Raw genomic sequence first — 20,242 nt, 5'->3', positions numbered from 1 at the left:
GTAAACTGGGCGGCGTGACCTATCCGAGTACACGCGGCACCAGCGCTGCCATCCAAGCTGGCCTTGCGTCCATCCGCCAGGCCTTTGTCGCCCGGGCCTGCGCTTTCCTGATTTTGCTGGCATGGCTCTTTGTGCCCGCAGCCAGGGCCCAGACCGGCATGCAGGACAGCACCGCCTTTGACATTTCGGTGCAGACGCCGCCGGAGTTTTCAGAGCTGCGCGAACTGCTCGAAAAACACAATTCGCTGCAGCGCTACCGAGCCGTGACCGATCTTGACGACACTGAACTGGCCCGCCTGATCGTGCTCGCCGAGGGCGATGTGCGCAACCTCGCGGGCACCCTGGGCTATTTCAGCCCTGACATTCACATCACAAGGCAGACGGGCACCAACCAGCACCCGGTCATCGTCATCGACGTCAAACCTGGCCAGGCCACTCTGGTCGGGCCTGTCAATATCAGCTTTGCCGGAGACATCGCGACCTCACCCGACGCCGACGCACAGGCCCAGCGGCTGGCTATCCAGAACAACTGGCAGTTGCCTCCAGGCCAGCGCTTCACGCAGGACCGCTGGGATAGTGCCAAAACACAGGCCCTGCGCGAACTTGTGGCACGGCGCTATCCAGCAGGCAAACTGGCCGACAGCCTGGCGGACGTGGATGCACCGGGCAAAACCGCCAACCTCGGCCTCAGGCTGGACTCAGGCCCGCTGTACCGGCTCGGTGAAATGCAGGTCACCGGCATGGAACGCTACAACCCGGTGCTTGTGCCGCGCCTGGCCCAGTTGCAAACAGGCGCCATCTATGACCAGAAGCTGCTGACAGAAGCCCAGCAGCGAATCGCCTCCAGCGGCTATTTTGATTCGGCCTACATTTTTATCGACCCGGAAAGCGACCCGCTGGCCGTTCCGGTCCAGGTGCAGGTGCGTGAGGCGAAACTGCAAAAAGTGGTGTTTGGCATAGGCGCCAGCACCGACAGCGGCCCGCGCATTTCGCTGGAACACACGCACAACCGCGTCCCCGGCACCGACTGGCGCGCCGTGACCAAGTTGCAGCTGGAGAGGAAGTCCCCGTTTGCGCAAACCGAATGGACCTCCCTGCCCGACGAGGCGAACTGGCGCTGGGGCGCACTGGCCCGTGCGGAACGGCTCAATGACAACACCCTGATTACCACGGCCCAGCGCCTGCGCTTCGGCCGAAGCCAGTCCAGTGACCGCATAGACCGCAACATCTACGTGCAATACGACCGGGCCAAGGTGTCCGGCACCGGCCTGGCCGGCAACACCAGCGCGGATACCGGCGATGGTTCGGCCATCAGCGGGAATTACGTCTGGACGGGCCGTTATTTCGACAGCCTGCCGTTTCCCCGCCAGGGCTACGGCCTGGGCTTCGAGCTGGGCGGTGGTTTCACGCTGGCCACCAGCCAGAACTCAAAACGCCAGCCTTACGTGCGCGCCGTGGGCCGCTGGCTGGGTATTCATACGCTGGAGCGCGGCCGCATTGCCATGCGCGCGGAGGCCGGCGGTGTGCGTGCCGACGACACGGCACGCGTGCCCAGCACCGCACTGTTTCGTACCGGCGGCGACAGCACAGTGCGCGGTTATGGCTACCGCGATATCGGCGTCGTGCTGCCCAGCGGCATCATAGGCCCGGGACGTTACATGACGGTTGGCAGCATCGAATGGCAACAGCCGATTCGCCGCAACGGGCTGCCCACGGAATGGGAAAGCACCTTGTTCCTTGATGCCGGCGGTGTTGCCGACAGGCCGCAAGACATACGCCTGTCGGTCGGGGTTGGTACCGGCGTGCGCTGGAAAAGCCCGATAGGTCCGCTGCAGATTGACCTCGCCTATGGCGTGCAGGCCAAACGGTTTCGCCTGCATACAAGTGTGGGTTTTGTTTTCTGATGAATGCATTGAACACGCCCGGCAACAAATCGCCCGACCAGCCTGGTCCGCGACACGCAAAACCCGCGCGGCGCTGGCTGAAGGCGGTGGTGCTTGCCGCAGCCGGCCTCATGGCCGGGATCACGCTGGCACTCAGCGCCCTGTGGTGGTGGGCGGGCAGCGATGGCTCGCTGGCCACCGCCCTGCGCTGGGCTGGGGCGTGGCTCGCAGAACCAGCCTCATCCTCGGCCCCACCGCTGGCGACCGAAGGAGCCACCGGATCGCTTCGTTCGGGCGGCCGCATTGAACGCCTGGTATGGCAACGTGACGGGCTGACCGTGGAAGCCCGGGACACCAGCCTGGCCTGGCAACCCTGGTCACTGCTCAGCGGCACCCTTCAATTCGAGCGCCTGGCCGTCGCAAGCCTGCAGGTAGACGACCAGCGGGAACCTTCCGCCGCCCCATCTGCCGGCCCGCCCGATACGCTGGGCCTGCCGCTGCGCATCGTGCTGGGCGCGTTTTCCGTGGGAGAGCTGCGCTGGCTGGGGTCCATGCACTTTTCTGCATCCGGCATTGCAGGACGCTATGAGTTCAACGGCAGGCAACACGCACTGGACCTGGGCAACGCGCAGGTCGCCAGCGGCAGCTACCGCGGACGCGCCACCGTGGCAGCCAACAACCCGCTAACGCTGAATGCCAGCCTGTCCGGCACCGTAGCCTCAACCCTCTCCGGCAGCAAAACACCCCTGGCGCTGGCCTTTGACGCAACGGCTCGCGGTCCGCTGACCGAGCTGCTGCTCAGCGCAACCCTGCGGGTGGCAGAGCAGCCTGCCGCCGGAAACACCACCATGGTGGCTACCGCCGTGCACGCCAGCGCCACGGCACGCATCACGCCCTGGGCAGCGCAACCGCTACCGCAAGCCGATGCCAGTTTTCGGGATGTCGACATCGCTGCGCTCTGGCCGGATGCACCACAAACCCTGCTGACGGGCAGCGCCAGCGTGCGTCCGTCAGGCACGGCTTCAAGCACCCAGTCGTGGTCCATACAACTGCAACTGGCCAACCGGCTGCCCGGTGCCTGGGACCAGCACCGGCTGCCGCTGGAGCGGCTGGAGGGTCTTGGCGAGTGGCGCGATGGCCTGGCCATCGTCCGATCCCTCAAGGCGCAGGCCGGCGGCGGCGAGTTGCTGGCCAGCGGGGAATGGTTCGGGGCATCCACCGACAAGGCCACACCTCCGTGGAAGCTGCAGGCCACGCTGCGCCACATCAGCCCTCAGGCGCTGCACAGCCAGCTTGCAGCTCCGCCCCTGGACGGCCAGGCCAGCGTGCAGCAACAGGGCGCAGCGCTGGGCTTTCAGGCCAGCCTGCAGACTGCGGGCGCCCCCGTAGCTCCGGCCATGGCAAGCAAGGGCGCTCCCGGCACGCAGCTGCGCCTGCGTGATGCAAATGCAAGCGGCAGCTGGAATGCCGGGCAGGCGGGCGGCACGCTGGTTTTGTCGTCACTGCGCATAAGGACCGACGAGGCCGAGCTGTCGGGTCAGCTGGAAGTTCAACCAACCGCACGTGGTGGCAAAGGCAGCCTGGCCCTGACAGCACCCGGGCTGGACGCAAAGCTGCAAGGCGAGCTGCGGCAAAGCAGCGGCAAGGGCGACTTCAGCCTGCAAGGCAAAGACGCGGCGCAGGTCCTGCGCTGGATGCAAAAACTGCCGGGCATGCCCAGCGCCATCCAGACCGCACTTAAAACCCATTCTGCAAGCGGCAATGCGGCGCTCACAGCCAGCTGGCAAGGCGGCTGGCTGGACCCGATGCTCAAGGCCCAACTGGACATACCCTCGTTCGACTGGCGTGCCAATTCAAGCACAACAAGCACCGTTGCAACGCCCACGACACCGCCCGAAGCCACACCCACAGTGCTGAAATTTCGCGCATTGCAGGCCACGCTTTCCGGCCGACTGAGCCAGGCCCAATTGAGTACCCAGGGCCGCCTGGAAGCGGGCCAGCGCCGCTATGCATTGCAATTGAACGCCGATGCGGGCCGGGTCCCCGCGGCCGGGCGAAACCGCGACGCGGGCTGGCAAGGCCTTATAAAGCAGCTCAGCCTAAGCGTGGAAGACGCAGCACTTGGCGCGGGTGCATGGCGGCTGGCAACACGCGACACGGTCAACCTCAAATGGATTCCGGCAAACGGCAGCTTTGAAAGCAGCGCGGGCGAAGCCCTGCTGAGTGCCCCTGCCACCAGCGCATTCACTGCCTCAAACGGCCCCGGCGCTGCCACCCTGTCCTGGCAACCCGTACGCTGGCAGGCCGGCGAACTCACTACAGCCGGGAAAATCACCGGCTTGCCCATGGCCTGGATTGAACTAGTGGCAGGCCCACAAATGGCCGGAGCCGGGCTGGCCGGCAACCTGGTTTTCGAAGGCGCCTGGGACGCCAGGCTGGGTAACACGCTGGCCCTGAAGGTCAGCCTGGAAAGAAGCAGCGGCGACATCACTGTGCAGGCAGACGGCGATCCGGGCGGACCGGCACGCGTGACCGCTGGTGTTCGGCAGGCACGGCTATCGCTGGCGAGCGAGGGTGAGGCCGTGACATTGGTGCTGCGCTGGGACAGCGAGCGGGCCGGCACCGTGGATGGCCAGCTCAAAACCAGGCTGGCACGTACACCTGCAAACGGCAGCGATAAAGGTTCGGGCACAGGCGGCTGGCTCTGGCCGCTTGACGCACCGCTCAGCGGCCAGTTGCGTGCGCAGCTGCCGCGTATTGGCGTCTGGTCGGTGCTGGCACCACCGGGCTGGCGGCTCAGGGGCTCGCTGGGCGCCGACATCACGGTCAGCGGTACCCGGGCTGCACCGCAGCTGGCGGGAGACCTGCAGGCCAACAATCTTGCGCTGCGTTCAGTCGTTGACGGCATCGAGTTTGGCAAGGGCCGTTTGCGCGCCCGGCTGGATGGCACGCGCATGCGCATCAATGAATTCACATTGCAGGGTGCCGGCGACAAAGGCACGGGCGGCTCGCTGACCGCGCAGGGCGAAGTAGCCTGGCTGGACGGCCAGCCCGTGTTGCAGCTCGACGCAAAGCTGGAACGTCTGCGCGCCAGCCTGCGCAGCGACAGGCAGCTCACCATTTCAGGTGAACTGCAGGCGCGCCATGACAAAAAACAGACCCAGTTCAGCGGCGCATTGAAGGTAGACCAGGCCCTGATCCTCCTGCCGGAAGAAGGCACGCCGCAACTCGGTGATGACGTGGTCGTGCGCAATGGCACGGGAGTGGCCGTGGGCAAAAAAGCACCGGAGCAAACCAGCGCATCAACAGCATCCGCCCCCCAGGACAGCCGGACCATCAAGCTGGCGGTCAAACTTGACCTGGGCCAGGACTTTCGCGTGCAGGGCAAAGGGGTAAACACCCGGGTGCGCGGCGCACTGGCGCTCAATGGTGACTCGCTGACCGACCCGCGCCTGACCGGAACCGTCAACACCTTCGGCGGCGAGTACCGCGCCTATGGCCAGCGGCTGGATATAGAGCAGGGCCTGCTGCGTTTTACCGGCCCGATTGACAACCCCTCCCTTGACGTGCTGGCCATTCGACCCAACCTCACCCAGCGCGTCGGTGTGCAGATCACAGGCACCGCCCTGCTGCCGCGCGTACGCCTGTATGCGCAGCCCGACCTGCCGGACGCGGAGAAACTGTCATGGCTGGTACTTGGCCGGTCGTCAGCTTCAGGCGGCGGGGAAGCCGCCCTGCTCCAGCAGGCCGCGCTTGCGCTGCTGGGAAGCAAAAGCGGCGGCATGTCTGGCGGACTGGCGGCATCGCTGGGGCTGGATGAGCTGTCATTTCGCGGCGCATCCAGCAACACCGATGGCAGCACCACGGAAGGCGCGGTCACACTGGGCAAGCGCTTTTCGCGTAATTTTTACGCGGCCTACGAGCGCAGCATTTCCGGTGCGCTGGGTACGCTGTATATCTTCTATGACCTGTCGCAGCGCTTTACCGTGCGTGCGCAGGCCGGCCAGCAAAGCGCGGTGGACCTGATTTTCACCATTCCCTACGATTGAGGCTGGTTCAAAGTGCGGGCCGGTTGAAGGACTCAGGTGCTGTCTTGCCCGGAATTCACCCGGGACAGACTCACCGGTGCGAAAAAACACGCCTGCAAATGCGTGTCTATAAAAATGGTGCCCTTGGCAGGAATCGGACCTGCGACCTATCCCTTAGGAGGGGATCGCTCTATCCACTGAGCTACAAAGGCACGCCCGATAGTGTACCAAGTCGGGCAGCCGGTGCATTTTCGCCATCGACCAATGTGGCCAGAACGCTGCGACTCAATCCCGGGGCATGACCAATGTCTTGCCATTGCAAAACGATTGCACCGCTTCCTGCACGCCTCCTTGTAGCCCAGGCCCCAGTCCCTGATACCGCCTAAGGGCGTGAACTCCATCCGGTAAGCGGGCACCTCCCACAGGTTGAGCATTCCGGCTTTCAGCCCATTGGCAAAGCGCGTTGTGTAGTCCGTCCCGTTGATGTAAATGCCGGCATCAATGCTTTGCGGCGGCTTGCCGGACCACAGCCGTCACAGGAAACGTGAGCGTAAAAGTTGTTTCTCCGCCCTGCGAGCTGCGCACCGTCACCGACCCGCAATGGGTCGACATGATCGAGCGCACAATCGCCAGGCCCAGACCGGTACCACCGTCCCTGCGCGCGCGGCCAGAGTCAATACGGTAAAAACGGTCAAAGATCCGCTCCAGGTGGGCTGGGGCAATGCCATCCCCCTTGTTGGTCACCTTCAGTGTGGCGTTTCCGTCCTCTTGCGCAATCACCACGGATACCGTCGAATTCGAGTACGCATGACGGATGGCGTTCGATACAAGGTTGGTGATTGCGCGTTGCACCAGCAAGCGATCTGCCGTGACCGCTGCCGTGCCCTTGACGGCCACTGTGATGCCTCGCTCTTCTGCGATGAGAGACAGGTAGTCGGCCACCCTCTGTGTTTCATCAGCCAGCTCCAGGTGTTCTCCATGGGTGGGATTTTCCTGGGCATCCGCGCTGGCGATGAAAAGCATGTCCGAGATCAGGAGCGACAGGCGCTCCAGCTCTTCAATATTGCCTTCCAGCACGCCTTGCAAATCTTCCGCGCTACGCATCTGGGACATCGCAACCTGCGTGCGCCCCAGCAGCGTTGCAACTGGCGTACGCATTTCATGCGCCAGATTTCCCGAGAACTCCTGCAGGCGCTTGTAACCCTCATTGATGCGGTCAAGCATGCCGTTGAATTCCGTCGCAAGCTCGGCCAGTTCCGTAGGCAAGGTTGTGGAAGAAAGTCGCTGGCCAAGCGACTGTGCGCCAATGGAGGCGGCCAGCCGGTTAAAACGCCTCAGCGGACTCAGCGCTGCGCGGGCAATCAGCCAGGCGCCCAGAGCCACGACCAACAACAGCAGGGGCAGGACGACTATCGTCGCCTTGACGAACCCCGTCAGCAGGCGCGAGTCGCGCCGCCGGTCCAGTGACAGGTAGTAGCCTACGGATTCGCCGTTCGCAGTGAGGCCGGTACCACCAATGGTGCGCAATCGTTCTCCGCCCAGCGCGGACCACACGCGGATAGTCGTTCCTTCCTCAGACCCGGCGTCCCGCGCAGCTACAGATTGCAATGCCACCGGGGAAAAGCTGGCTATGGCTTGACCACTGGACGGATCTACCAGCGCCAGATGCAGGTCATCATGGCCGATGAGCAGATCATCAAATCGGTGCCGGTTTTGCAGGACGGCTTGCCGGGACGGGATTTCCGCCAGCACATGCTTCAACGGCTCTCGCTTGCTCTCCAGCTCTGCCGTTGAACGGGCTTCCAGCTGCTGCGCCAGTGCCCAAAATGCTACTGCGACTGCGCCGCCGGCCACGATGAGGCCGAACAATGCACTCGCCAGGGCGATGTGGGATGCCAATGAATTCCTGGCCAGCCAGCGTTTAAGGGGTCGGGTCATGGTTGGCCGCGTTGCTCCAGGACATAACCCACGCCACGAACCGTGTGGATCAGTTTTTCTTCAAAGGGGTCGTCAATTTTTGCGCGCAAACGCCTTATGGCGACTTCAACCACATTGGTGTCGGATTCAAAATGGATGTCCCAAACCAGCGAGGCGATCTGGGTGCGGGACAAGACCTCGCCTGATCGCTGGGCAAGAAGGGTCAGCAATGCAAACTCCTTGGCCGACAGATCGATGCGCTGCCCGGCGCGGGTCGCACGGTGACGTATGGGATCAATCTCCAGATCCGCAGCCCGCAACACCGGCTCGATGCCCACCGGCTGGCCGCGCTTGAGCAAGGTCCTTACCCTGGCCAGCAATTCTGGAAACTGAAATGGTTTGACGAGATAGTCGTCAGCGCCCAGATCAAAGCCTTTCACCTTGTCGTCAGTCTTGCCGCGGGCAGACAGCATCAGGACGGGTACCTGCCTGGACGTGCGCAGTGCCGACAGGACAGCAAAGCCGTCAATACCGGGCAGCATGACATCGAGAATGATGAGGTCGTGATCACCGTTAACCGCAGCATGCAGCCCATCCGTGCCGTTGTGCGCGACCTCGACGGCATAACCGCTTTCAGCCAATCCCTGGCGCAGATAGTCTGCGGCCCTGGGTTCATCTTCAATCAGCAGAATCTTCAAAATATGCCTTGATCGTACGTGACTTATCTGTAATCGGTAGGGAAGTATTTTGTTCCATCCCCCTTCTGCCTTCTGGTTTATCAATTCACGCCCCTAATGTTGAGGAGCTTGTCGCCGGTACAAGGTTTGCAAGCGTCAAAGGCCGAACAGTGGAGCGACAGCGTTTGTATGACAGCTACCCCCGGGCAGGAAATATCGGGGCCAGGCGGACAGCAGGCAGGTTTCCTATTGAAACATTACACCCGCCCGATTCAGCGGTAATGGCTCGCGGCCGCAGGTGCATGCTCTGTATGCCCGGATGCCATGCCTGGGTACGGCATCCATGCCGCAACACAGCCCAAAGTGGCGAACGATCGACATCCGACTCTGCCGGTACTTTTAAGTTCCGTGAAAACACGGGAGCCCCGGCAATAGCTGTCGGACATGATCCAGCAGGCTCACATAACGTTTTTGTAATCTGCTGGTCAGCACGGTGTCGCAGCCACGTTTTTAAAGTAGGACCCGTGATGCAGAAGCTGCATCACAGTCATCCCGTCACCTGGATGGCGCTACACACAAAACCAATGATCCAAAGGAAATCCACCGTGAACACGAAATTTATCGCCACTGCCGTTGTTGCCATCGCCGCCATGGGCAGCGTGAGTGCTTTTGCCCAGAGCCAGAACCATCTGTACGGTGAAGCCGCCCTGGCCATCAATCCCGTGGCGTCGACCAGCACCTTGACCCGCGCTGAAGTGAAGGCCGAATACCTCAAGGCTCGCCAGGCTGGTGCCCTGCCGGTCAGCCAGGAAGCTGCATTTGCGGCTGCACCTGCGCCTGCAACGTCGAGCGACCGGACCCGTGCTGAAGTGCGCGAGGAAGCCCGCCACTACGTCATCATGGACGGCAGCAATCGCAAGATCTACCGCTAAGCGGCTGTCTACGCCCTTCCGGGCAATCGAACCGGAAATGCGGGATGGAAAAACTGCAGGCTGGTGTTGAGTTTGCGCCCGCAGTTTTTCCACAGGCCCCAGCTCTTCTACAAGAAGGCCTGCCCACAATGGCAGTGGCAGCTCGCGGGCCAGGTCATCCGGGCGCACCGGCGCCTGGAAAACCAGTTGCACTACTCGGCAATTTGAGACATATCCGATAGCCTCGCATATTCCCGCGAACAAGCCCGCGAGGTTTATTGCCGGGTGCCCAGACAAGCAGTCGCCGTGATCTCTATGCGCATGTCGGGATGGGGCAACTGATGCACGGCGATCGTGGTCCGGGCCGGGCCATCGATGCTGAAATGCTCGCCGTATGCGCGGTTGTAGGCATCAAAGTCACGCATATCGGTCAGGTAACAGGTCAGGCTTACGCAGTCGGACAGCGTTGCACCTTCGCCGGCCAGCGCATCGCGTATCTTCCCGATCACGACGCGGGTCTGCAGCGCGACGTCTATGGTCACGCTGCCATCAGCCTCGCGCAACACGCCGGCGCACTGCCCGTCCGCCTGGCGTGCGCTCATGCCAGACACATACAGCCATTCACCGGCACGGCGCAGCGGCGGGTAGTTGCCCAGGGGCTTGATGGTGTTGGAATTTTTTTCCATGGCCCAGGTGCCCTCAGGCGGACAGAGCGGCTTCGCGCAACGCAAAACCGCATTGCCGCAGCGAACCGATAAGCGTATCTGCCGCCGCACGCGACAGCCCGACCAGCGGCGCGCGCACCCGGCGCCACTCAGCATCGTCAAGCCCAACGGCAAGCACTTCCTTGAGCGCCGCAATCATCGGGTAGGACTGCATGATTTTGCGCACCTGGTCGACCTCTGCCTGCAGCGCCTTGCCCTGCGGCGCATCCCATTCGTTCACCAGCCGGGCAATGCGGCGCGGGTTGATATTGACCGTGGCCGAGATGCAGCCACGGGCGCCCAGCGGCCGCGTGCGCGAGATAAAACTCTCGGAAGCCGGAAAGACCTGCAAGGTCGGGAAACGCGTCAGCATCGCCTGCAGGTTGTCCCAGTCGCCCGAACTGTCCTTGATGCCAACAACAGTGCCCGGGTAATCGCGCAGCAGGCGCTCGATCACCGGGTGCGTGATCGGCACACCGCTGAGGGCGGGGATGTGGTACAGGTAGACCTTGAGTCGGGCATCGCCGACACGCTCGATCACGTCGGCATAAAAGGAATAAAGCCCGTCGTCCGTGATGTCCTTGTAGAAAAACGGCGGAAGCATCAACACCCTGGCACAGCCGCGCCCCAGTGCATGGCGCGTCAGCTGCACGGTTTCGGTGATGGAGCTGGCGCCGGTGCCCGGCAAAAAGCGCCCGGCCGGCAGCCCCGCATCAAGCAGCCGGTCAAGCAGCTCCATGCGCTCGGCGCCTGCCAGTGAATTCGCTTCGCTGTTGGTGCCGAACACTGCAAGCCCTGCGCCCTCGTCGATAAGCCAGCGGCAATGCGCGAGAAAACGCTCAAAGTCGGGTGTGGCATCGGCAGCAAAAGGGGTGACAACGGGCGCAAAAGCACCGGTGAAATCGGCAGAGACCATGAAACAAAACTCCTGTGAAGTTGTGCGGACAGCAATACCGGGGCCTAAGAACCTGTTCTAAAGCCCCAGTGAAGGAAATACCTCATCCTGGCTGCGAACAGCCGGTTTACCGGCCTGCGCATCGCGCAAGCGGTCCATCACACCCGTGCTCAGACGTGCCACGTGGTTGCGCATCGCCGCGTATGCCGCAGCGCCATCGGATGCAAGAATGGCCTCGACCACGGCACCATGTTCATCATGGGCGACCGTCAGGCGTCCCTCGGTACCCGCCTGCGCCTGGCGGAAAGCGCTGAGGCGGTCCCGCAGTCCGCCCACCATGTTCGCAATGGTCTTGTTGTGGGTGCCCACGCAAATCAGTTCATGGAATTTACGGTTCAGCTCCAGGTAGTCGGCTTCGTTCCTGCCTGCCACCAGCGCCTCCGTCTGCTCATGTATGCGCTCCAGCTGCTTTTTTTCCACCACGCTCATGCGCTGCGCGGAAAGCTGGGCACACAGGGCCTCCAGCTCGCACTCCGCTTCCAGCAGGTCGGACAACTCCGCAAGCCCGATATTGGCGACCATCGCGCCCCGGCGCGGTATGAGCTCTATCAGGCCGCGGGCACCCATCTCGCGCAGGGCTTCGCGCACCGGCGTGCGCGACACCTGAAAACGCTCTGCGAGATTTTTCTCCTCCAGCTTGTAGCCGGGCGGCAAGGCGCCGCTGATGATTTCTTCAGCAAGGGTCTGGATGATTTTGGTGGCGATGGTAGACATGGGAATATCCGTCGGTGATCGTGATGGCTTAACTGATTGGCGCGCGGCCGGAATGGCGCTCAAGCGACCGCAAAGGGTGCTTTGCCTTCTTCAAAATGCGCAGCAAGGCTGCCAAGAAGCATATCAGTCTGCGCCGCAATCGCCGCCGGTGAGCGACCCGCAATATGCGGCGTCAAAACGGTGTTGCGGCAGGCCAGCAAGGCAGCCGGCAAATCCGGTTCAGCCTCAAACACGTCCAGCCCTGCGCCGGCGATGCTACCGGCTTCAAGGGCGGCGATCAATGCCGCCGTATCCACCACGGAACCACGGGAAATATTAACCAGTACACCCTTGGGGCCCAACGCCGCCAGAACACGCGCATCCACCAGATGACGGGTCGCCGCGCCGCCCGGGCAGGCCAGCACCAGGAAGTCACTGTCGCGCGCCAGTTGCTCCACATCCGTGTAATGCTGCCAGGGCAGATCCGCACGGGGATGCCGCGTCAGGTAGGACACGTGCATGTCAAAAGCGGCTGCGCGCACGGCAATCTTCGCGCCTATACGCCCCAGGCCAACCAGCCCCAGACGGCCGCCGTTGAGCGTCGGGCGCTCGGTGCGCGCGCTGTTCCATTCGCCACGCCGCACAGCGGGATCAAGCAGCGTGAAGCCACGCGCCAGCGCCAGCATCAGGCCCAGGGCGTGATCGGCAACAGTCGCGTCATTCGCACCGGGCGCATGCGTCACCACGATGCCGCGTGCCCCTGCGGCGGCGCTGTCGATGTTTTCATGGCCGGCGCCAAAAGCACAAATAATTTCGAGTTTCGGTAAACGCTCCATCTGCGCCGCTGTCAGGCCCACCGAGCCGTTGGTGACAACTGCGCGCACCCCGGACTCGCGGAACCGCCCTATCGCCTCATCACTGTTCAGGTCCGGGGCAAGGCACAGCTCATAACGCGCTTCAATCGCCTCGCGCGCAGGGCGCGGCAGCGGTATCAAGGCAAGTACAGACGCCCGGCTCATCGCAGCGTCCCCATAAAGTCAGCGGCATTCATCAGTCAGCCCTGGTCTGGGGCACAACATCCTTGACGGCACCCTTCCAGCCGGTTTCCGTGATGTCAAAAACAATGGAGTCCGGGGTCCGGTACTTCACTTCGTAATAGACATTGGGATCTTTTTCCTTGCGGCCAGTCAGGTAAGTACCACCTGCCGCCGTGATGCTTGCCGCAGCCTCGTCGAGGTTGTCGACCCACATGCCGAAATGAATGACGCCGGCGTGGCCTTTGGGGAAACCGCCAGGCACAGGCTCATCCTTGAAGTTCAGAAGTGCAACATTCATCACGCCGTCTGTCACGTAAACACCGCGCATGGCATTCCCGGCGCGGGTCATGCCGAAGGCTTCTTCAAAAAATTTGGCGGCAGCCTCAGGATCCGGCACCGAGATTGCGATATGGCGAAGTTTGGCCATGAAATGCTCCTTGTTTGATGTGCCGTGATTGAAATCATCTGCACTGTTTGCTGAAATCACCGTTGACTTTGTGTACGCCCAATCATATTATTAGAATACACACAAGTCAATGTGTATACACAAACAAAACTGTGTATTTAACAAATCCTTGTTATCAAACTGACTGTTAACTGCAGGCAAGTGTGAATAGCAGGATCATTTCGGAGAGTATTTAATGCTTTGGTACGCACTTGCAACTTATGAAACAAACACAGGCCTCAAGCGCCCTTCCTGGGTTTTTGACTCGGAGCTCTACGATGTGGAAGCCTCGCTGACGGCCACAGGTGGCGCGCCGGATGCACTACGGGCCAGCGTTGGCGAGACCATCGCCCAATGGCAGGCACTCGGCCCCGAAACCGCAGCCTGCGCAGCACGCATGGCGCAGGCCATCGCCAAACAGTCACTCAAACCGCTGGCCCAGGGCAGCTACCGTTTATGCGCGCCCTACCAGCCGACCCGCGTCTTCGCCACGGCATCGAACTACCATGAACACGCAAGGGAAATGGGTACCCAGCTCGCCGCGCGCGCCGAGAGCTCTCCCTATATCTTTATCAAGGCGGAAACCTCCATCACCGACCCCGGCGCAAAAGTCGTCAAGCCGCGCGAGGTGGAGCGCCTTGACTGGGAGGTCGAGCTCGGCGTGGTGATAGGCACCGGCGGCAGGCACATCAGCGCCGAGCAGGCGCTGGAGCACGTTGCCGGTTATGTGGTGTTCAACGACGTCACTTCACGTGACCTGACCCGCCGCAGCGACTACACCTTCTCACACGACTGGTTTCGTGGAAAAAGTTTCGACACTTTCGGTCCCATGGGCCCCTGGTTTGTGCCGCGCGACTGCCTGGGCGACCCACAGACCCTGCGCCTGACGCTGGACGTCAATGGCGAGCGCATGCAGGATGGAAGCGCCGGCGAAATGATCTTCAGCGTCGCCGAACAGATCGCCTACCTCTCGCGCATCATGACACTCAAGCCCGGCGACCTGATCGCCACAGGCACGCCCACCGGTGTCGGCATGGGTCGCGGCATTTTCCTGAAGGCCGGCGACGTGATGCGCGCAGGCATTGAAGGCATAGGCACGATTGAAAACCAGGTGGTCGCAGAGTAAAAGCACATGGACCCAAAGGAAACACCATGACCAACAATCACAAAATCAAGCCGCGAAAACTGGGCCACCTGGTCCTGGCGGTACGCGATATCCACAAGTCCGTCGAGTTCTACACCGAGGTGCTGGGGCTGCAGGTATCGGATTGGATCAGCGACCAGATGTGCTTCCTGCGCGCAGGGACAGATCACCACGACCTGGCCCTGAGCCAGATCCCGAAAGATTCACCGGACATCAACGACCTGCCGCGCTACTCGCGCCCGGGCATGGAGCATTTTTCTTACCTGGTTGACAGCCTGCAGGACATGGAACTGGCAGCAGACATGCTCAAGGCGCGCGGCGTCGAGATCGTGCGCGGGATAGGCAAACACGGCCCCGGGGAAAACTGCTTCCTGGTGTTCAAGGACCCCGACGGCAACAACGTCGAACTGTATTGCGAGATGCAGCAGATCGCACTTGACGAAGAGCACGGCCCGCAGGTCTGGGAACGAAACATCGAGTCCTTCGACCAGTGGCGCTTTGCGCGTTTTGTAGTCCCGCCGCCCGCTGCCGTGGTGAAAGACAAACAGGGCAAGCAAGACTGACCCTGCCCTTTTCACCTGACGTCCCATCAAGTTGTCCTGCCCTGTTACCGGTGAACCAATTTCTGGAGCTTTCAATGAACCGATTCAGCCGTTTTTTCCTGTTCGCGCTGCTGGCTATTGCACTGCCCGTGATGGCACAAGACTGGCCCAAGCGGCCGGTCAGGATCATTGTTCCCTACGCACCGGGCGGCAACACAGATGCCATCGCCCGCATCACTGCCGAGCGCCTGGGCACAGCCCTGGGCCAGCCGGTCATTGTTGAGAACCGGGGCGGCGCAGGCGGTGCACCTGCGGCAGATTTTGTAGCCAAGTCCCCGGCAGACGGCTACACCCTGTTTGTCGCAGCCCTGTCGCAATTTGGGCCGGTCCCGCTGACACAAAAAGTCAACTACGACCCCATGAAGGACTTCACCCCCATCGCCAATATCGCCGCAAATGGCTTTGTGATCGCGGTCAACCCCGGCCTGCCGGTTACAGACCTCAAGGGCTTCATCGACTACGTCAAGGCGCGCCCGGGAAAACTCAACTACGGCTCCGGCGGCACCGGGAGCCTGACACACCTGGCTGCGCTGCTGTTCCTCAGCCGCGCCGGTCTTGACATGACACACGTGCCCTACAGGGGCGGCGCGCCGGCCCTGGCAGATACCCTGTCAGGCCAGGTGCAGATGTATGCCGGCAGCCCATCCGAGCTGCTGCAGCACGCTGCTGCGGGCAAGATCAGGCTGCTGGGCATCACCAGCGAACGGCGCAATGCGCAGCTGCCCGACGTACCGGCCATTGCAGAGCTTTATCCGGCCTTCTCGGCCGTGACCTGGAACGGCCTGCTAGCACCTGCTGGCCTGCCACCCGCCATCACCAGCCGCCTCGCCGGTGAAGTACAAAAACTGATGAAGGATGGTCCTTTTCTTGAGCGCCTGTCCAAACTTGGTCTTGAACCGGTCCCGACCTCGCCGGCATCGTTCGCTGCAGAAATCAGGAAAGAGCACACCATGTGGCGCGACCTGATCAAGTCGGCCAACGTCGTCGTCGACTGATCCGATGCGCAGCAAGCAGATGAAAAATCCATCATGACGCCTGTGCAACCTTTCCCCGGACTTTCAGACAAAGCGCGCGCGCGCATGCTGGAGCTCGGCCCTATGTGGGCCAGCGACATCGTCGCCAACCGCAAGGCCGTGCTGGAGGTCTACACACCGTTGCTGGCCGCGCAGGATGCGGGCGGCATTGAAGTGACGCGCGACCAGGCCTACGGCACACATGCCCGGCACAAACTGGATGTTTACCGCCAACCCAACATCCGCAACGCGCCGGTCATCGTCTTTGTCCACGGCGGCGCCTTTGTACGCGGCGACAAGGATGCCAACCCGCAGATCTACGGCAACCTGCCGCGTTACTTTGCACGTCATGGCTGCGTTGGCATCAACATGGAATACCGCCTTGCCCCGGAAGCCGCCTACCCGGAAGGCACGCAGGATGTGGCGCAGGCGATGGAATGGGTGCGCAGCCATGCACAGGCATTCGGCGGTGACCCGGCCAGAATCTTCCTGGTCGGCCACTCCGCAGGCGGTGCGCATGCTGCGGCCTACGTATGCGACCCCCTCACCCGGCCGGTCAATGGGCACGGGGTCGCCGGCCTGGTGCTGATCAGCGCACGCCTGCGCGCCGACGCCCGGCCCGACAACCCGAACGCTCACGGCGTGCGTGCCTATTACGGAAACGATGAAACGCTGTATGAAGCGCGTTCGGTCGTCACGCACGCCGAAAACCTGGATGTTCCCCTGCTCCTGGCCATAGCCGAATTTGAAAATCCCGGGCTGGACGTCTATGCCCTCGAAATGCTCCACCGCGTGCGGGCCAGCAGGCGGCGCAGCCCACGATTCATGCGTCTGGAGCATCACAATCACACCTCCATCGTTGCCCATTTCGACACCGGTGAAGACATGCTCGGACGGGAAATACTCGACTTCATGGCACAGGGAAAATAGGCATTAACGAGGCATTCGCGGCATCGGGTGCCTCTACTGCCCGCCTAAAAAGTGCAGCGTCGGCAGTCAACCCAAACTGAAGTGTTTGCTGGGGTCATCACCTTATAGGCCGACTCCTACGATCCGGTGGAGGCAACTGCGGCCTCCCCAGCTGTTGATTTCAGTGCACACGTAACCCATATTTCCACTAACGCGCCCCATCCATGCTCCAGCGCGCACGGCGTCCTGTCCAGAGCACCATTGTGCAAAGTGGGTCAGCGCTCGATGGGAAAATGGGTCAATCGTGCGTGGAAATCCACACAAAGAGCGTCTTCATGGCAAGTTTCTGCTTTTTGTATCCTTCAACGCTCGCTCAAGGTATTCGGCATGCCTCAATTTTTGAGCCTTGAGGGAGGGAGCAAATGCCTTTGTATCCATCTGCATATTTAAAGCCAGCCTTAAACATGCAGATTTCACGCCGCGCCACATCATTCGGGGTTGTACTTGGAACTTCGAGGGCAACATTTTTGTATCCACACCTTAGCATTTGCGTTTTAACTTCGGCCTCATTAACTCCAGCGCCTAAAAAATCTTTAAACATCGGCGGAGGTGGCTGAAACGGCTTTGCACAAGCAGTAAGCGAGAGGGATATCAGTGCTAAATAGACTAGGTTTTTCATTTAGTGACTATTGCCGGGAGGAATTCGGGGAAAGCTGCGTTCCAAAAAATGGCGCACTTTTGTGGCCCTGTGCCATAACAATTATGAACAGTAATCGGCTGACCAGTAGCTGCCCGAATAGCTTCCCGAGTGGCGCTGCTTCCCTCCGGCACGGTTCCGCCAGTTGCTGCATTGCCGCCTATTAAACCTCCCACCGGATCGGCCACATGGTTCTGGTATTGCAGAACCGGCCCATCCAGGCCGGTTGAATAACCAGTTGCGGATCTTCCCTGAACAAAACCGAGCAAGCCGTCGGCGGCAATGACGTCAAAAGCGGGTCCGTACATATGGATCGTCAGGCCTGGCAGGCTGCCAGCTGCACCGGGTTGATTGGCAATGACCTGCAACGCGTTGCCAATGGTCATGGCTCCACGGCTGTGGCCGTCTAGTTCCAGACCCGTAGCACCATAGGTATTTAACAGGTCTACATTGACTTGCCCCGCATTCGTTAAACCAAATGTGCCACCTTCAAGATACTTCTGGTATGCAGCTACCAACAGTTCGGAAATAGCATTTTCGGCTTGAGGAAAAGCAACCAAATATTGTGGACCGGTATCTGCGGTGCTGTGCTGGTTGGCATATGTCGCAGCCGCGTCAAGGTCATTAAAGATTCCGTTGTTGGCGACGTGCACTTTGCCGTCTGGGCCTGGCTGAAGGTTTAACCTTTCTTCTGCAGAGAGCTCTCTCACGGCCGGGCGACCGTTTGCATCGAGAACTACATTACCGTCCTCATCTTTGACAATCTGGTAAATGGATGCGCTCTTGAGAAACATGGTGCGATAAGCCTCATCGCCCAACTTGTATGTTTCTCGAGTTATTGCCTGGGTAATCGCGACCTGCGCGTCAATCTCGCGCTGCACTTTGGCCGCATCAAAGATGGGCTTGAGCCCAGTCTCGACATCGCCCGTTCTGACTGCTGTGTTCGCCGCAATACCGCTGATGCCGGCCGTGGTCACGCTGCTGGCTTCTCCCTTGTCGCTACCGATACCAACGCCAACGCCGCTCACCCCCAGCTTTCCGGGCTGCGTCCCCACATCCACGCTGACTCCGAAAGCACTACCGTTGAAGCTCGCACTGTTCTGGATATCACTTGTCGTGAGCGTGCCACCAGTGGTGAAGCTGTTTTTGCTGTTATCCACCGCAGCCTGGGTGCTGGCAATCACACCACCCTTGAGGTCGGTGTTGTTGTTGACGCTGACCTGAAACCCGCCATCACCCGCCTTAATGCCAGACTGCTGACCCACACTGGCAAAGTTGCTGTCAATCTTGCTCTGGCTGGCACTGAAACCTGCGCCATTGCCACTCGAACCAAAGCTCACCGAACCGCCCACGCTGCTCTGCTGGCTGTTGTAGGTGGATGTGTCCTGCAGGCTCTGGATGTTCAGGCTGCCGCCCACATTGGCGATGACCGTGTTGGCCGTGACCACCGCACCCTTGAGAGTCGTATCTCCGACGCTTTGAATACTCGCCGTGTTGCCCGCATTCACGCTGGTATTGGTGAAACTGCTGTCCTGGCCATTGCTGCTGCCTTGGCCCTTGGATGCACTGGCGTTAAAGCCGAACCCGGCACCGCCACTGCCTATGCCGTAGCTGACGCCCACGCTGCTGGAGCTTGAACTGTTGATACTGGTTTGAGTCGAGATGTTCTGCGCAGCGAGCAGGTTGACCTGATTGTCTGCGGCCAGTAGCGCGTTGTTGCCAGCCGTGACGCTTGAGCCCTGCACCGTGAGGTTGCTGTCCGCACCTGCACCCGTTGCGGTGATGGTGACGTTGTTGCCTGCAGCGACAGTGCTGCCGCGCGCGGTATTGCTTTCACTGCTGGAATTACTCTGGCTTTGCGAACTGCCTATGTTCACATTGATGCTGATGCTGGCGGCTTTTTGGGGATCGACGCTGCCGTCCTTGCCGAGCAGGTTGTTATAGGTGTTGTAGGCGTTCAGGCCTGCCGCTGCAATGCCCAAAGCCTGCATGCGGCCATCGCTGGTGTTGCCTATGGCCTGAGCCATACCTTCGGCATTCTGCATGGCGCTGAGCACAGGGTTGCTGATGGCCACCGTGATGCCGCTTTGCTTGAACTTCTGTTCGATGTCGGTGCGGCTGGTTTCCCTGACAGACGTTGCGCTCAACGTCCTAGGCTTGCCCAAAGCTCAGTGCGAATCTGATCAAGACGTACGTTAGCTTTCAGCCTCTCCTCGAAAGTATCTCTTTCAATGTAGACGTCGGAAAATCCAGATTTCGCACTCGCCATCGTCTTGTAGCCAGTGCATGCGTTTATCCAGCGTTCATTTTCCGTTTCATCATCACTCGATAACCAGAAGATGACCGAATTTATTCCATTTACAAATACTAGACCGCCTTCTTTTCGATAAATTTCCCGCAGCTCGACAAGAAGCGCTATCAAAGGTTGTTTTTTTATTTCGTGTTCCATATTTACTTCAAAGGTGTAGGTAGGCCAATAATTGACACGCCAGGTAATTTCCAGGGCTCTGAGATGAATATTTGTGACATGTTTTGACCACCCACTGGAGTGAACCCCTTGGGCTGGACCACTGGGTTCATCAGAATTAAGCCGCCTCCTGAGCGAGTTGCAATTCAAATTCGTTGGG

17 protein-coding genes, 1 tRNA gene and 1 pseudogene are annotated in these 20,242 nt (G+C 60.8%); 7 read left to right on the top strand and 12 right to left on the bottom strand.

The features are described from left to right. Positions 1-14 precede the first annotated feature (14 nt). On the top strand, positions 15-1,904 hold the full coding sequence (locus ACFQND_RS13520) for an autotransporter assembly complex protein TamA (protein ID WP_371435238.1): 1,890 nt from the start codon (positions 15-17) through the stop codon (positions 1,902-1,904). Next, a complete protein-coding gene (locus tag ACFQND_RS13515; protein WP_371435239.1) occupies positions 1,904-5,932 on the top strand; it encodes a translocation/assembly module TamB domain-containing protein in 4,029 nt (1,342 codons plus the stop codon). Before ACFQND_RS13520 ends, ACFQND_RS13515 begins: the two co-directional genes overlap by 1 nt. A gap of 115 nt (positions 5,933-6,047) precedes the next feature. On the opposite strand, the gene ACFQND_RS13510 is transcribed toward ACFQND_RS13515, so the two are convergent. The 4 genes and pseudogenes from ACFQND_RS13510 to ACFQND_RS13495 all read right to left on the bottom strand — a co-directional run bounded on the left by ACFQND_RS13510 (position 6,048) and on the right by ACFQND_RS13495 (position 8,526). Next, positions 6,048-6,123, bottom strand: a tRNA-Arg gene (locus tag ACFQND_RS13510). Between the two features lie 73 nt (positions 6,124-6,196). Next, positions 6,197-6,384: pseudogene (locus ACFQND_RS13505) on the bottom strand (phosphonoacetaldehyde dehydrogenase); the annotation flags it as partial. A gap of 25 nt (positions 6,385-6,409) precedes the next feature. Beyond that, positions 6,410-7,849: a heavy metal sensor histidine kinase gene (locus tag ACFQND_RS13500; protein ID WP_371435240.1), complete on the bottom strand. Its 1,440-nt coding sequence runs from the start codon at positions 7,847-7,849 to the stop codon at positions 6,410-6,412. Further along, the gene (locus ACFQND_RS13495) at positions 7,846-8,526 is read right to left on the bottom strand and encodes a heavy metal response regulator transcription factor (RefSeq protein ID WP_371435241.1); all 681 of its coding nucleotides are present in this window, start codon (positions 8,524-8,526) and stop codon (positions 7,846-7,848) included. The genes ACFQND_RS13500 and ACFQND_RS13495 overlap by 4 nt, the downstream gene beginning before the upstream one ends. Positions 8,527-9,110: 584 nt before the next feature. On the opposite strand from ACFQND_RS13495, the gene ACFQND_RS13490 reads away from it, so the two are divergent. Further along, positions 9,111-9,437 carry a DUF4148 domain-containing protein gene (locus tag ACFQND_RS13490; RefSeq protein ID WP_371435242.1) on the top strand — a complete coding sequence of 109 codons (327 nt, stop codon included), beginning with the start codon at positions 9,111-9,113 and terminating at the stop codon, positions 9,435-9,437. A gap of 254 nt (positions 9,438-9,691) precedes the next feature. Here the strand turns inward: ACFQND_RS13490 and ACFQND_RS13485 are convergent, their stop codons facing one another. Genes ACFQND_RS13485 through ACFQND_RS13465 form a run of 5 tightly spaced genes read right to left on the bottom strand, consistent with a single transcriptional unit; the run spans position 9,692 to position 13,232 of the window. Beyond that, positions 9,692-10,102 (bottom strand): RidA family protein, encoded by a 411-nt coding sequence (locus ACFQND_RS13485; protein ID WP_371435243.1) that lies wholly within the window; start codon positions 10,100-10,102, stop codon positions 9,692-9,694. A 13-nt stretch (positions 10,103-10,115) separates the two neighbouring features. After that, complete coding sequence (locus ACFQND_RS13480; protein WP_371435244.1) at positions 10,116-11,036, bottom strand: dihydrodipicolinate synthase family protein; 921 nt, start codon at positions 11,034-11,036, stop codon at positions 10,116-10,118. A 57-nt stretch (positions 11,037-11,093) separates the two neighbouring features. Next, complete coding sequence (locus ACFQND_RS13475) at positions 11,094-11,789, bottom strand: GntR family transcriptional regulator (RefSeq protein WP_371435245.1); 696 nt, start codon at positions 11,787-11,789, stop codon at positions 11,094-11,096. A 59-nt stretch (positions 11,790-11,848) separates the two neighbouring features. Then, positions 11,849-12,787: a 2-hydroxyacid dehydrogenase gene (locus ACFQND_RS13470; RefSeq protein WP_371435246.1), complete on the bottom strand. Its 939-nt coding sequence runs from the start codon at positions 12,785-12,787 to the stop codon at positions 11,849-11,851. Between the two features lie 31 nt (positions 12,788-12,818). Next, positions 12,819-13,232 carry a VOC family protein gene (locus ACFQND_RS13465; protein WP_371435247.1) on the bottom strand — a complete coding sequence of 138 codons (414 nt, stop codon included), beginning with the start codon at positions 13,230-13,232 and terminating at the stop codon, positions 12,819-12,821. 214 nt (positions 13,233-13,446) lie between these two features. On the opposite strand from ACFQND_RS13465, the gene ACFQND_RS13460 reads away from it, so the two are divergent. From ACFQND_RS13460 to ACFQND_RS13445, 4 genes are all read left to right on the top strand, one after another. Beyond that, the gene (locus tag ACFQND_RS13460; protein WP_371435248.1) at positions 13,447-14,376 is read left to right on the top strand and encodes a fumarylacetoacetate hydrolase family protein; all 930 of its coding nucleotides are present in this window, start codon (positions 13,447-13,449) and stop codon (positions 14,374-14,376) included. 26 nt (positions 14,377-14,402) lie between these two features. Beyond that, positions 14,403-14,957 (top strand): VOC family protein, encoded by a 555-nt coding sequence (locus ACFQND_RS13455; protein WP_371435249.1) that lies wholly within the window; start codon positions 14,403-14,405, stop codon positions 14,955-14,957. Positions 14,958-15,031: 74 nt separating this feature from the next. Then, positions 15,032-15,991 carry a Bug family tripartite tricarboxylate transporter substrate binding protein gene (locus ACFQND_RS13450; protein WP_371435250.1) on the top strand — a complete coding sequence of 320 codons (960 nt, stop codon included), beginning with the start codon at positions 15,032-15,034 and terminating at the stop codon, positions 15,989-15,991. A 33-nt stretch (positions 15,992-16,024) separates the two neighbouring features. Next, complete coding sequence (locus ACFQND_RS13445; protein ID WP_371435251.1) at positions 16,025-16,939, top strand: alpha/beta hydrolase; 915 nt, start codon at positions 16,025-16,027, stop codon at positions 16,937-16,939. A 352-nt stretch (positions 16,940-17,291) separates the two neighbouring features. Here ACFQND_RS13445 and ACFQND_RS13440 read toward each other — a convergent pair whose 3' ends face one another. The 3 genes from ACFQND_RS13440 to ACFQND_RS13430 form a co-directional block, all read right to left on the bottom strand. Next, complete coding sequence (locus tag ACFQND_RS13440; protein ID WP_371435252.1) at positions 17,292-17,597, bottom strand: hypothetical protein; 306 nt, start codon at positions 17,595-17,597, stop codon at positions 17,292-17,294. Beyond that, the gene (locus ACFQND_RS13435) at positions 17,594-19,690 is read right to left on the bottom strand and encodes a hemagglutinin repeat-containing protein (RefSeq protein ID WP_377413838.1); all 2,097 of its coding nucleotides are present in this window, start codon (positions 19,688-19,690) and stop codon (positions 17,594-17,596) included. Before ACFQND_RS13435 ends, ACFQND_RS13440 begins: the two co-directional genes overlap by 4 nt. A gap of 68 nt (positions 19,691-19,758) precedes the next feature. Beyond that, on the bottom strand, positions 19,759-20,242 hold a 484-nt coding region (locus tag ACFQND_RS13430), incomplete at its 5' end, for a hypothetical protein (protein ID WP_377413835.1).

Source organism: Polaromonas aquatica (assembly GCF_042659145.1).
Classification (GTDB): domain Bacteria; phylum Pseudomonadota; class Gammaproteobacteria; order Burkholderiales; family Burkholderiaceae_C; genus Polaromonas; species Polaromonas aquatica.
Note: the sequence above shows the minus strand (reverse complement) of the source record. Positions and strands in the feature narration are given on the sequence as shown.

Bases quoted from the DNA above. Each gene is read 5' to 3' on its own strand.
- ACFQND_RS13515 (WP_371435239.1), top strand. From the start codon at position 1,904: ATGAATGCATTGAACACGCCCGGCAACAAATCGCCCGACCAGCCTGGT.
- ACFQND_RS13500 (WP_371435240.1), bottom strand. From the start codon at position 7,849: ATGACCCGACCCCTTAAACGCTGGCTGGCCAGGAATTCATTGGCATCC.
- ACFQND_RS13485 (WP_371435243.1), bottom strand. From the start codon at position 10,102: ATGGAAAAAAATTCCAACACCATCAAGCCCCTGGGCAACTACCCGCCG.
- ACFQND_RS13480 (WP_371435244.1), bottom strand. From the start codon at position 11,036: ATGGTCTCTGCCGATTTCACCGGTGCTTTTGCGCCCGTTGTCACCCCT.
- ACFQND_RS13475 (WP_371435245.1), bottom strand. From the start codon at position 11,789: ATGTCTACCATCGCCACCAAAATCATCCAGACCCTTGCTGAAGAAATC.
- ACFQND_RS13470 (WP_371435246.1), bottom strand. From the start codon at position 12,787: ATGAGCCGGGCGTCTGTACTTGCCTTGATACCGCTGCCGCGCCCTGCG.
- ACFQND_RS13465 (WP_371435247.1), bottom strand. From the start codon at position 13,232: ATGGCCAAACTTCGCCATATCGCAATCTCGGTGCCGGATCCTGAGGCT.
- ACFQND_RS13460 (WP_371435248.1), top strand. From the start codon at position 13,447: ATGCTTTGGTACGCACTTGCAACTTATGAAACAAACACAGGCCTCAAG.
- ACFQND_RS13455 (WP_371435249.1), top strand. From the start codon at position 14,403: ATGACCAACAATCACAAAATCAAGCCGCGAAAACTGGGCCACCTGGTC.
- ACFQND_RS13450 (WP_371435250.1), top strand. From the start codon at position 15,032: ATGAACCGATTCAGCCGTTTTTTCCTGTTCGCGCTGCTGGCTATTGCA.
- ACFQND_RS13445 (WP_371435251.1), top strand. From the start codon at position 16,025: ATGACGCCTGTGCAACCTTTCCCCGGACTTTCAGACAAAGCGCGCGCG.
- ACFQND_RS13440 (WP_371435252.1), bottom strand. From the start codon at position 17,597: ATGAAAAACCTAGTCTATTTAGCACTGATATCCCTCTCGCTTACTGCT.